General features: G+C 70.8%; 10 protein-coding genes. 6 read left to right on the top strand and 4 right to left on the bottom strand.

Translation table 11 applies throughout. The features are described 5' to 3' along the window. Window positions 1-20: 20 nt before the first annotated feature. Both groL and JOD54_RS09000 read right to left on the bottom strand, forming a co-directional pair. Window positions 21-1646, bottom strand: a complete 1626-nt coding sequence (gene groL, locus JOD54_RS09005; RefSeq protein WP_204450085.1) for a chaperonin GroEL — start codon at window positions 1644-1646, stop codon at window positions 21-23. Window positions 1647-1817: 171 nt separating this feature from the next. Continuing rightward, window positions 1818-3083: a protein kinase domain-containing protein gene (locus JOD54_RS09000; protein ID WP_204450084.1), complete on the bottom strand. Its 1266-nt coding sequence runs from the start codon at window positions 3081-3083 to the stop codon at window positions 1818-1820. A gap of 100 nt (window positions 3084-3183) precedes the next feature. On the opposite strand from JOD54_RS09000, the gene moeA reads away from it, so the two are divergent. From moeA to JOD54_RS08980, 4 genes are all read left to right on the top strand, one after another. After that, window positions 3184-4398, top strand: a complete 1215-nt coding sequence (gene moeA / locus JOD54_RS08995; RefSeq protein ID WP_372440281.1) for a molybdopterin molybdotransferase MoeA — start codon at window positions 3184-3186, stop codon at window positions 4396-4398. A gap of 255 nt (window positions 4399-4653) precedes the next feature. Then, window positions 4654-5367, top strand: coding sequence for a phosphatidylserine decarboxylase (locus JOD54_RS08990; protein WP_204450083.1), 714 nt, complete (start codon window positions 4654-4656; stop codon window positions 5365-5367). A gap of 3 nt (window positions 5368-5370) precedes the next feature. After that, window positions 5371-6342 (top strand): CDP-diacylglycerol--serine O-phosphatidyltransferase, encoded by a 972-nt coding sequence (pssA, locus tag JOD54_RS08985; protein WP_204450082.1) that lies wholly within the window; start codon window positions 5371-5373, stop codon window positions 6340-6342. A 664-nt stretch (window positions 6343-7006) separates the two neighbouring features. Beyond that, a complete protein-coding gene (locus tag JOD54_RS08980; RefSeq protein WP_204450081.1) occupies window positions 7007-9232 on the top strand; it encodes an AAA family ATPase in 2226 nt (741 codons plus the stop codon). 775 nt (window positions 9233-10007) lie between these two features. Here the strand turns inward: JOD54_RS08980 and JOD54_RS08975 are convergent. Further along, window positions 10008-10637, bottom strand: coding sequence for a LytR C-terminal domain-containing protein (locus JOD54_RS08975; RefSeq protein ID WP_204450080.1), 630 nt, complete (start codon window positions 10635-10637; stop codon window positions 10008-10010). Then, window positions 10634-10948, bottom strand: coding sequence for a DUF3263 domain-containing protein (locus JOD54_RS08970; protein WP_204450079.1), 315 nt, complete (start codon window positions 10946-10948; stop codon window positions 10634-10636). Before JOD54_RS08970 ends, JOD54_RS08975 begins: the two co-directional genes overlap by 4 nt. 141 nt (window positions 10949-11089) lie before the next feature. On the opposite strand from JOD54_RS08970, the gene JOD54_RS08965 reads away from it, so the two are divergent. Together JOD54_RS08965 and JOD54_RS08960 are read left to right on the top strand one after the other, a co-directional pair. Then, a complete protein-coding gene (locus JOD54_RS08965) occupies window positions 11090-11659 on the top strand; it encodes a peptide deformylase (RefSeq protein WP_204450078.1) in 570 nt (189 codons plus the stop codon). 43 nt (window positions 11660-11702) lie between these two features. Beyond that, a complete protein-coding gene (locus tag JOD54_RS08960) occupies window positions 11703-12305 on the top strand; it encodes a LysE family translocator (protein ID WP_204450077.1) in 603 nt (200 codons plus the stop codon). The last annotated feature ends 62 nt before the right edge of the window (window positions 12306-12367 follow it).

The following is a 12367-nucleotide window of genomic DNA, read 5'->3' as shown; positions in this document are numbered from 1 at the left end:
TTGTCGGCGTGGGGCTGGACTCAGAAGTCCATGCCGCCGGTCGGGTCGCCGCCACCAGCGGGGGCAGCGGACTTCTCCGGCTTGTCGGCCACGACGGCCTCGGTGGTGAGGAACAGCGCGGCGATCGACGCGGCGTTCTGCAGCGCCGAACGGGTCACCTTGGTCGGGTCCGGCACGCCTGCGGCGAGCAGGTCCTCGTAGACACCGGTCGCGGCGTTGAGGCCGTGGCCCTGCGGGAGGCCCTTGACCTTCTCCACCACGACGCCACCCTCGAGACCGGCGTTGATCGCGATCTGCTTGAGCGGCGCCTCGACGGCGACCTTGACGATGTTGGCACCGGTGGCCTCGTCGCCCTCGAGCCGCAGGCCCGCGAACGCGGCCTCGGCGGCCTGCAGCAGGGCCACGCCGCCACCGGCGACGATGCCCTCCTCCACGGCGGCCTTGGCGTTGCGCACCGCGTCCTCGATGCGGTGCTTGCGCTCCTTGAGCTCGACCTCGGTGGCGGCACCGGCCTTGATGACGGCCACGCCGCCCGCGAGCTTGGCCAGGCGCTCCTGGAGCTTCTCGCGGTCGTAGTCGGAGTCCGACTTCTCGATCTCGGCGCGGATCTGGTTGACCCGGCCCTGGATCTGCTCGGCGTCACCGGAGCCCTCGACCACGGTGGTCTCGTCCTTGGTGACGACGACCTTGCGGGCCTTGCCCAGCAGCGCGATGTCGGCGTTCTCCAGCTTGAGGCCCACGTCCTCGGAGATGACCTGGCCGCCGGTCAGGATCGCGATGTCCTGCAGGATCGCCTTGCGGCGGTCGCCGAAGCCGGGCGCCTTGACCGCGACCGACTTGAAGGTGCCGCGGATCTTGTTGACGACCAGGGTGGCCAGGGCCTCGCCCTCGACGTCCTCGGAGATGATCAGCAGCGGCTTGCCGGACTGCATGACCTTCTCCAGCAGCGGGAGCAGGTCCTTGACCGAGGAGATCTTGGAGCCGAACAGCAGGATGTAGGGGTCCTCCAGGACCGCTTCCTGGCGCTCGGGGTCGGTCACGAAGTAACCGGAGATGTAGCCCTTGTCGAAGCGCATGCCCTCGGTGAGCTCGAGCTCCATGCCGAGGGCGTTGCTCTCCTCGACGGTGATGACGCCTTCCTTGCCCACCTTGTCGAGGGCCTCGGCGATCAGCTCGCCGATGGTGGTGTCGCCTGCGGAGATGGACGCGGTTGCCGCGATCTGCTCCTTGGTCTCGACCTCCTTGGCGGACTTGTGCAGCTGCTCGATGACGGCCTCGACGGCCTGCTCGATGCCGCGCTTGAGCGACAGCGGGTCAGCGCCAGCGGCGACGTTGCGCAGGCCCTCGCGCACGAGCGCCTGGGCGAGCACGGTCGCGGTGGTCGTACCGTCACCGGCGACGTCGTCGGTCTTCTTCGCGACCTCCTTGACCAGCTCGGCCCCGATCTTCTCCCACGGGTCCTCGAGCTCGATCTCCTTCGCGATCGACACGCCGTCGTTGGTGATGGTCGGCGCGCCCCACTTCTTCTCGAGCACGACGTTGCGGCCCCTCGGGCCGAGCGTCACCTTGACGGCGTCGGCGAGGGTGTTCAGTCCGCGCTCGAGACCGCGACGCGCTTCCTCGTCAAACGCGATCAACTTGGCCATTGCGGTGTGGTCCTCCATCGGATGGATACACGTAAGCGCGGCCAGGCTCGGTGCCCGCGACGGACGACCGGCTGCGACACCGGCCTCACCGTCCCGACCTTTTGGCACTCGGGGACCCCGAGTGCTAGTCCGTGTTTAGCACTCGGGGCACGCGAGTGCAAGAAATGCAGCTCAGGGGGGTGGCACGATCGTGAAGGACGGACCGGTCCTGCGCGTGGTCGTGGTGGGCGGCGGCGAACTCGGGGTGCTGGGCCTGCTCACCCCGGTCTCCGGCCCCACCGGGATCGACGGCACGGTCGGACCGGTGCTCGTCCCCGGGTCGCCGCCCCCGGACTCGCCGGTGAGCAGCAGGATCGCGGCCACGATGGCACCGATGGCGAGCACGCCGACGATCACCGGCACGATCCAGCGGGTGCCGGTCCTCTTCTCGTCGAACGCGGTGGTCCTGACCGGCGCGGGCGGGCGCAGGCGAACCGGCTCGGGCTGGATCGGGGGCGCCTGGTGCTGGATCGGCTGCTGCAGGGTGTGCGGGGCCTGGTACTGCTGCCGGATCGGCTCTATAGGCGCGACCAGCGTCTGGCTCGGTAGGCGCTGGGGCGGCGGCATCGGCCGGGACAGGGCCTGACGGGCAGCGGCGACCAGCTCACGGCAGCTCCCGTAGCGGTGCGCGGGGTTCTTCGCCATGCCGCGGCGGACCACGTCGTTGATCGCGGGCGGCAGCGCGATGTAGTCGGTCAGCGACGGGACGTCACGGTTGAGGTGCCCCTGGATGACTTCCGACACTTGACCGTAAAAGGGCGGCCTACCCGCGAGGCACGCGAAGAGGACGCACGCGAGGGAGTAGGCGTCGGTACGACCATCGACCGGCTCCCCGCGTAGGTGCTCCGGAGCGGCGTAGGTGGGCGAACCGAGGAAGTCGCCACCCCGGGTGCGGTGGCCGGTCGCGCCCCGGCGGGTCAGGCCGAAGTCGGCGACGTAGATGTGCTCGGAGGCGGACTCGCGCGTGGTGACCAGCACGTTGGCGGGCTTGACGTCCAGGTGGACCAGGCCGCGCTCGTGCAGGTTGTCCAGGGCCTCGGCGACCTGGGCGAGCAGGCTCAGGGTGCGCTGCGGGGCGAGCGGGCCGTCCTTGATCAGGCTGGACATGTCGGAGCCGTCGACGAGCCGCATCGCGATGTAGAGCAGGCCGTCGACCTCGCCGAAGTCGTAGAGCGGGACGACGTTGGCGTGGTCGATGGCGGAGGTGTTGCGCGCCTCGTCCACGAACCGCTCGCGGAACTCGGGGTCCTCGGTGAGGTGCTCGGCGATGACTTTGAGGGCCACCTTGCGACCCAAGCGGATGTCGGTCGCCCGGTACATAACGCTCATGCCGCCCTTACCGAGCACACCGTCGATGCGGTAGTGCCCGAGGCGACGCCCGGTGAGGTCTTCCGACACGCAGGCGAGCCTAACGTCCGCGTTGTGTCGGCCGCGTCGGGTTCGACCAATGGCGCGTCCGGTTGGACCAATGGCCGGGCGAGATTGACAAGATTGACGGGTGAACACGGCCAAGCGCGCGTTGACCCCGCAGGAGTACCGGCTCGAAGTGGAGGCGTTGGTACCGCCGATGCCCGTAGTGCGGCTCCCCCTGGCGCGGTGCAGGGGGCTGGTCTTGGCCGAGGACGTCGTGGCGGGCGTGTCCCTGCCGCCGTTCGACAACTCCGCGATGGACGGGTACGCCGTGCGGGCGTCCGATGTGGTCGGTGCGTCCGCCGAGAACCCCGTACGGCTACCGGTCGCCGATGACATCCCGGCGGGGCGGACCGACGTTCGTCCGCTCGAGCCCGGCACAACCCAGCGGATCATGACCGGCGCGCCGCTGCCCGAGGGTGCCGACGCGATCATCCAAGTGGAGTTGACCGACGGCGGAGTGGACACCGTGCGGATTGATGCGTCTGTGCCGCCACGGACACATGTGCGGTTCACGGGAGAAGACGTGATCGCCGGGGACGTCGTACTACGGGCCGGGACGGTCCTACACCCGCCGCAACTGGGCCTGGCCGCCGCTGTTGGAGTAGGCGAGCTTCCAGTGCGTAGGCGGCCGCGCGTTCTTGTGCTTTCCACCGGATCAGAACTGGTCGCTCCTGGCGAGCCATTGGCGCCTGGGCAGATCTATGAGTCGAACAGCGTGCTCTTGGCCGCAGCCGTGGAAGAGATCGGCGGCGAAGCCACTGTGCTGCGGTTCGTGCCCGACGACGTGGACGAGTTCCGCGCGGTTGTCACCGAGCACGCGGCCACCGCGGACGTGCTGGTGACTTCGGGTGGGGTCAGCGCCGGTGCGTACGAGGTGGTCAAGGATGCCCTCACCGGTCACGGGGTCGAGTTCGTGCGGGTGGCCATGCAGCCCGGCGGACCACAGGGGCGCGGGGTGTTCGCAGGACTCCCGGTGCTGACACTGCCGGGCAACCCGGTCAGCGCCGCGCTGTCGTTCGAACTGTTCGTGCGCCCCGCCCTCTTGGCGGCCATGGGCCATAGCCAGACGCAACGACCCCGGGTGCGTGCGCGTGTCGCGGCGGCGTTGTCGTCACCGCCGACCCGGGTCCAGTACCGGCGCGGTCGCCACGACGCAGGTCAGGTCGAGGTGGTCCCGGTGGGTGGACCGGGCTCCCACCTGTTGGCCTCGTTCGCCGCGTCGAACTGCCTGATCGAGATCCCGGCGGGCGTCGCCCAGGTGTCCGCCGGGGACGAGGTCGACCTGGTCCTGCTCGACTGATGGCGCCAAGTAACCATATACTGACGCGAGCAAGTCAATTCCTCACCACCGGCCATTGATCCACATGGTGGCCGCCGGCTACACTGGACGGGTTCCAGGATGGGCGCCCGATGGCCGGGTATGTGCCGTCGGGGGGTGCATACCCAGCCATCGGGCGCCCCTGTCCGACCAGGTGGCGGCTCCCTCCCCGGGCTCGCGCCCGGCTGGCGTAGCGTGTGCGGAAATCCGGCCGAGACACGAGGACACCGCGACCAGATGACCGCTCACCAGCCCAAGAAGGCAGGCGCGCTCCAGCACGCCGTCGAGTTGACCAAGAGCATCATCCCGCCGGTGCACCCGGGCGGCCGCCCGTTCATCCTCGGCGCGCTCGGCACGACCCTGGCGGTGCGACTGGCGTCCAAGAAGGCGGGCGTTGGCGCCGCGGTGCTCACAGCGTGGCTGGCGTGGTTCTTCCGCGAGCCCAAGCGCGTCACCCCTAGGCGGCCCGGCATCGCCGTAGCGCCCGCCGACGGCACTGTCTCGCACATCATCGAGGCGGTCCCCCCGGCGGAGTTGGACCTGGGCGACGAGCCCATGCTGCGCGTCAGCGTGTTCTTGTCCGTGTTCGACGTGCACGTGCAGCGCGCGCCCGGGACCGGGCAGGTCGTCCGCGCCGTGCACAAGAAGGGCCAGTTCCTCTCGGCCGACCTCGACGAAGCCAGTGAGGTCAACGAGCGCAACAGCCTGCACCTGCGTACCGACGAAGGCCACGACCTCGCCGTAGTGCAGATCGCGGGTCTTATCGCGCGGCGCATCATCTGCCACGTGTCCGATGGCGACAAGGTCCTCGCAGGCACCACCTATGGGCTCATCCGCTTCGGTTCGCGCGTAGACCTCTATGTGCCCACCGGTAGCCGCGTTCTGGTGGAACCCGGCCAGCGGACCATCGGTGGGGAGACCGTGCTCGCCGAGCTGCCCTCGGCGGGCTGACCGATGGCCCCAACCGCGCCCGGTGTCCGGCTGCTGCCTAACGCGCTGACCGTCCTCGCCATGTGCGCGGGCCTGTCCGCCGTCCAGTTCACCCTCAACCGCCAGTACAGCGCCGCGATCGCCGCCATCGCGATCGCCGCCGTGCTCGACAGCCTCGACGGGCGCATCGCCCGGTTGCTCGACGCCACCAGCAAGATGGGCGCGGAGCTCGACTCGCTCGCGGACGCGATCTCGTTCGGGGTGGCACCCGCGCTGATGCTCTACATCTGGCGATTCAGCGGAGACCGCGTCGGCTGGGTGTTCGCCCTCATCTTCGCGGTCTGCATGGTGCTGCGGCTCGCGCGGTTCAACACGCTCCTAGAGGACACCGAACAACCGGTGTACACCAAGGAGTTCTTCGTCGGCGTCCCCGCACCCGCAGGCGGGCTGCTGGTCCTGCTGCCGCTGATCCTGACCAACGAGTTCGGCGACACGGGCCAATGGTGGCAGTCCAAGGCCGCGGTGATGGTGTGGGTGGTCGCGGTGGCCGCCCTGGCCATCAGCCGCCTCCCCACGCTGTCGGTCAAGACGGTCCGCGTGTCCCCGCGCGCGGTGGCCCCGCTACTGGTCCTCGTCGGACTCCTAGCCGCCGCCGTCATCACCTACCCGCTGGTGACCCTGTCCGTGGTGCTGGTCGTCTACCTGCTGCACATCCCCTACGCGGTCCGCCGCAAGCACTGGCTGGCGAACCACCCCGAAGCCTGGGACGTGCCCCCCAAGGAACGCCGAGCCATCCGCCGAGCGCACGGCTCGCGCCGCAGGCTGGGCCTACGCCCCCCACTACGCCGAGCAGCCGGAGCCGTCCTCCGCCCCATGCGCAACGGCGAGTGGCCGCGCATCTCCCTGCCCACCGACCCCCGCCCACCCAGCGCCCGAGGCCGGGCGTGGCGGCGCACAGGCCTACGCAAGAACAACCGCCCCGGCGAGCCCCGCTGACCTCGCCAGCAGTTCCCCGCCTACTCGGACCGCTCCCGCCCGGCCTCCGAGAGCGGCTGACCCAACGCTGCGGGCTCCCACCCATTCTCCCCGCGCCAACCGCCGCACCTGGCTGGCCGCCGCTGCTCGCCCATCCACAACCCGCTCACCCATCCACAGCCCCCGCCGAACCCCCTTGACAGCCCCAGTAATCGACTACGCTGGAAGCGGGCGGTCCCCCGTGGTGGGCGGGGTCTGTCGTCCGCCAGCATGGAGAACAACCGCCCACCGGCGTGAGGGACAGCCGCCCGCAGGCGTGACAACCGACCGGCGAGAACAAGCCCGCTGATCCCGGCGCTCCCCGCAGTTGGCTTTGTCCACAACCCGCTCGCCCATCCACAGCTCCCCCCGAACCCCCTTGACAGCGCGGAGAACCGACTACGCTGGAAGCGGGCGGCCCCCGAGGTGGGCGGGGTCTGTCGTCCGCCAGGGTGGGGGAACAGTGACCCGCCAGCGCGAGGGACAGCCGTCCTCTGGGGTGGGTCGCCGGTGGGGAGCGGGCGCGGATGTGGGAGCCGGGGTTGGCGGGGGCGGTCGCTCGGTGCGGTGAGTCGGTGCCGCAGGGGCGGGCGGCGCTGTGGACAACTTCCGCGGTGATCTTCGAAGAAGAACTACTCTTGGTCCTGTGGGAAATCAGATCACGCTGACCGCGCGGCTCACGCCGTCCGCGTTGGACACCCGCCGCGGTGTTGTTCGGCTGCACCCCGAGGTGTTCGACGCGCTCGGGTTGCGGCAGTGGGACGCCGTGCGGCTGACCGGGGCCAGGGTGAGCGCCGCGCTGGCCGCCGAGGGGGACCCGGGCGGGGCCGCCGGGGTGTTGCTGCTCGACGACGTCACCATGTCCAACCTTGGGGTCACCGAGGGCTCGGAGGTCGTGGTGGCGCCGGTCGAGGTGGCGGCGGCGCGCGCGGTCACGGTCTCCGGTTCCCGGCTGGCGGCGACGTCGCTGAGTCCGGAGACGGTGCGGCTGGCGCTGATCGGCAAGGTGCTCACCGTGGGCGATGCGGTGTCGCTGCTGCCGCAGGACTTGGCGCCGCCGCCGGGGGCCGACGTGCCTGCGGTGCGCGGCAAGCTGTCCCGTGCGATCGGGATGACCTGGACCAACGAGTTGCTGACGGTCACCTCGGTCGAGCCGCCCGGCGCTGTGACGGTGCACCCGTCCACTGTGGTCGGTTGGCGGGACGGGGTGCGCACGGGTGAGCGGGCGGCCGTCGCGGTCGGTGGGGGCGAGGTCGTCGTCGCGGTCGAGCGGCCGGTGGAGCCCGCGGCGGTGACGGCACCTCTGCCGGAACCGGTGCCGCTGGCGGACCTGGTCGGCGCGCAGGAGGCGGTTCGCACCCTCGGCGAGTGGCTTGAGCTGGCGTTCCTGCGGCCGGAGCTGCTGGAGCGGCTCGGCGCGGCGCCACGGCTCGGGGTGCTGGTGTGCGGCCCGGAGGGGGTCGGCAAGGCGAGCGTGGTGCGGGCGGTGGCGCAGTCGGTCGAGGCGCCGGTGGTGGAGCTGGCCGGGCCGACGATCGCCGTCCTGGAGGCGAACGCGGCGGCGGCCAGGGTCGGTGCCGCGGTCGAGGAGGTGCGGGCGCACTCGACCGCCGGTCGCGCCGCGGTCCTGATGATCAACGACGTCGACGCGCTGCTGCCCGCGACAGCACCGCCGCCGCTGTCGACGGTCGTGCTGGACACCCTGCGGTCCGCGATGGGCATCGCGCGGGTCGCGCTGGTGGCCACGACGGCGCACCCGGAGGCGGTCGACCCGCGGCTGCGCGGGGTCGAGCTGGTGGACCGGGAACTGCGGTTGCCGTCGCCGGACGCGAAGACCAGGGCGGAGTTGCTGCGCGTGCTCTACCGCGACCTGCCGGTCGAGTCCGGAGTGGACTTCACCGTGGTCGCCGAGCGCACGCCCGGGTTCGTCGCAGCCGACCTGGTCGCGCTGCGCCGGGAGTCGGCCATCCGCGCCGCGCTGCGCGAAGCCGGGACGATCAGCGCCGATGACCTGCTCGGCGCCCTGCAGTCGGTCCGCCCGACGTCGATCAGCACCACCTCGGTCCGCACCGGCGACATCCAGCTCGACGACGTCGGCGACATGGTGGCGACCAAGCAGGCGCTCACCGAGGCCGTGCTGTGGCCCCTGCGGTACCCCGATTCCTTCGCCAGGCTCGGGGTCGCGCCGCCGCGCGGTGTCCTGCTGTACGGGCCGCCGGGTGGGGGCAAGACGTTCCTCGTGCGGGCCCTGGCCGGGACCGGCCAGCTGAACGTCCTGTCGGTCAAGGGCGCCGAACTGATGGACAAGTGGGTCGGCGAGTCCGAACGCGCGGTCCGCGAACTGTTCCGCAAAGCCAGCGAAGCCGCCCCCGCCCTGGTCTTCCTCGACGAAATCGACGCCCTGGCCCCCCGCCGAGGCCAATCCTCAGACTCCGGCGTGGCCGATCGAGTAGTCGCCGCCCTCCTCACCGAACTCGACGGCGTAGAACCCCTCCGCGACGTGGTGGTCGTCGGCGCCACCAACCGCCCAGAACTGGTAGACCCCGCCCTCCTGCGCCCCGGCCGCCTAGAACGCCTCATCTACGTCCCCCCACCCGACGCGGAAGCCCGAGCAGCGATCCTGCGCGCGACCAGCAAAAACACCCCCCTCGCCGAAGACGTAGACCTAGACACCTACGCGACGACGCTGGAGGGCTACTCAGCCGCCGACTGCGCGGCACTGGTTCGCGAGGCAGCACTGACCGCGATGCGGGAGTCGCTGGAGGCAACGGTCGTCACCGCCAAGCACCTTGAGGCAGCACGAGAGAACGTGCGGCCTTCGCTGGATGCGCAGCAGTTGGCAGAGCTGGAGGCCTATGCGAACCGCACCTAGACCCAACCCCCGCCAGCCCACCGAGCCGGCCCACCCAGCCACCACGACCCGACCCCGCCAACCCAGCCCACCGAGCCGGTCCCGCCAACCCGCCCCACCGAGTCAGCCCCGCCAGCCCCACCACCGCTCCCAGGAAGCCGCCCACCCAATGCTCGATGGGGCGGACTTGGTTTGCGTGGGGGAGCGGTGCCCGTAGCGTTGTGCGCGGACAGGGCCATGCTTTTCGGCCCCAGCTTTGCGGTCCTGCCACGGGTGGCGCAGGGGCCCCGCGCAAACCAAGTTCGCCCCATCGAGCACACCGCACCACGACGGGACCGGGTCGCGACGCGACCCGATGCGCGTGGGTGAAGGCTCGATGGGGTCGTAGTCAGTCGGCTCGCCTTCGGCATTGCATCGGATCCTCGCCTCGGCTGCGCCATCGGCTGGATCCGCGACAAAGCGAAAGCTCGATGCGGTGGACCTGTTTTGCGCGGGGCCCCTGCACCGCCCGTGGCAGGACCGCAAAGCTGGGGCCGAAAAGCATGGCCCTGCAGCGCACAACGCTACGAACGCCGCCACCCCACACAAAACAGGTCCACCCCATCGAGCAGTTGGCACCAGCGACTTCCGGGAGCGGTGGCCGGCCTGGCGGGGCTGACTCAGCGGGCTGGGGTGGCACCAGCGACTTCCGAGTGTCCAGTGGCTGGGTTCGAGTGGTCGGAGTCGGGTGGTTGGGCTGGCGGGGCTGGCTCGGTGGGCTCGGGGAGCTGGGTTGGCGGGGGTGCTTCCGGGAGGGCTACTTCTCCTTGACGACCTTGTAGTCGTTGGTGACGATCAGGATCAGGCCGGGGGAAGCGTCCTTGATGCCGTCGAAGCGGGCTTCGACGCGGAAGCCGAACTGGTCGGCCAACTGGCGGGCGGCCGCTTCCTGGCTGGTTCCCGGTTCGAAGTAGACGGTCGTCGTGGGGATTTTGCCGCCGGAGTAGTTGCCGGTTTGGGCGATTTTCCAGCCTGCTGAGCCGATGTCCTCGGCGGCTCGGGCGGCGAGGCCTGCGACGGTGCTGTTGTTGTAGATCCGGAGGGGTTCGCTCGGGGCGTCCGCGGTGTTGCCCGGTTTGGTGGTGACCGGGGGCGCGGTGCTGACCGGCGGCGCGGAGGTCACCGGGGGTTGCGCCGTGGTGGTGGGCTGGGCGCTGGTCAACCCGGGGGTCGTGGGGCGCGGCGGGAGGCTGGTGAGGTCGCCGCTGGGTGGGGCGGGTTGGGTGGTGGTCACCGTTGTCTGGGGGGCCTGGGCCGAGGGGGGCGCTTCCTCACCGGTGTCGAAGAGGGTGATCACGCCGATCACGGCGGCCGCGGCGGCCACGGCCAGCAGGGTCAGGCCGACGACGCGGGCGGTGCGGGCCTGGCCGGTGGGGTCGGTGCTCATCGCGGGTCCATCCCCAGGCGTCGGGCCGCGCGGGCGCGGTGCCGGGTGGCCCGCATCCGGCGCAGGCGCTTGACCAGCATCGGGTCTGCCTCCAGGGCCTCGGTCTTCTCGATCAGCTCGTTGAGCACCTGGTAGTACCGGGTGCTGGAGAGCTCGAACAGCTCGCGGATCGCCTGGTCCTTGGCCCCCGCGTACTTCCACCACTGCCGCTCGAACGCCAGGATCGCGCGGTCGCGCTCACTGAGCCCCTGCGGACCAGCGGGTGCCCGCGACGTCGCCGGTTCCGGCGGGGGCAACTCAGCTGCGTCCATCTGGCTCCTCGCCTCACGGGTCGGCTCCGGCGGGGCGGCGCACGCCCACCACCCGCCGGTGGCCATTACACCACGTCACCGCCGGATGTGATCGTCACGTCCGCGGCGCGTCCGGCTCCCCACCTCTTCTACCCTTGCGCCATGACAGTTCACCCGATCCGCATCGTCGGCGACCCGGTACTGCACAACCCGACCAAGCCGGTCGAGCGGTTCGACGAGGAACTCTCGGCGCTGGTCGCGGACATGTACGACACCATGGCGGCGGCCAACGGGGTCGGGCTCGCGGCCAACCAGATCGGCGTCGACCAGCGGGTGTTCGTCTACGACTGCCCCGACGACGAAGGGGTGCGCCACCGCGGCGTCGTGGTGAACCCGGTGCTGACCACCTCGGAGATCCCCGAGGGCATGCCGGACCCGGACGACGACTACGAGGGCTGCCTCTCGGTGCCCGGCGAGACCTACCCCACCGGTCGGGCCAGCTGGGCGAAGGTCACCGGGCAGGACCTCGAGGGCGCGGCGATCGAGGTCGAGGGCACCGGGTTCTTCGCGCGCTGCCTGCAGCACGAGACCGATCACCTGGACGGGTACCTCTACCTGAACCGCCTCGTGGGCCGCAACCAGCGCGAGGCCAAGCGGATGCTCAAGGCCAACAAGTGGGGCGTGCCCGGCCTGTCCTGGGACCCGTCGGTGTCCGACGACCCGTTCGCCTGATATCCGGTCGCGACCGGGGCCGGGCTGAGCGCATCATCGCGCCATGACCTGGTCCGGCTTCCTCGCGTTCCTGTTGGCCTCCCTGATCCTCGCCATGGTCCCCGGCGTGGGTACGGCGATGCTGCTGCGGCAGTCGATCCGCGGTGGCCGCCGGGCCGCGCTGGCCACAGTCGCGGGCATGGAGGTCGGGGTCGCGGTGTGGGCGGTCGCGGCGGCACTGGGCCTGTCGGTTCTGCTGGTCGCCTCGGAGGTGGCCTACCAGGCGCTGCGGATCGGCGGCGTCGCCGTGCTGCTCTGGTTCGGCGTGAAAGCCCTGTTCGGCAAGCACAAGGACGTCGAGCCGGAGCCGCCGACCAGCGGTTCCGGGTTCCGCGCGGGTCTGGTCGTCAACGTGGCGAACCCGAAGCTGGCGGTGTTCGCGATCTCCTTCCTGCCGCAGTTCGTCGAACCCGGCGCGGGCAAGTGGGTGCTGGTCACCCTGGCCGGGCTCTGGGTCCTGGTCGACACGCTCTGGTACCTGCTGATCATCGCCCTGCTCACCAAGATCGTGGGCTGGCTGCGGCGGGCCACTGTGCGCACCCGGCTGGAGCGGGTCTCCGGTGCCGTGCTCATCGGCCTCGGCATCAAGCTGGCCGTGCAGTCCTGAACCGGCCGGGGCCGTGAGCTTGGGCACGGGGGAAGCCTTGTGAGCACCGCGCCGGGATCGGG

The organism is Actinokineospora baliensis, from assembly GCF_016907695.1.
Classification (GTDB): Bacteria; Actinomycetota; Actinomycetes; order Mycobacteriales; family Pseudonocardiaceae; genus Actinokineospora; species Actinokineospora baliensis.
This window is presented reverse-complemented; position numbering and strand designations above follow the sequence as displayed.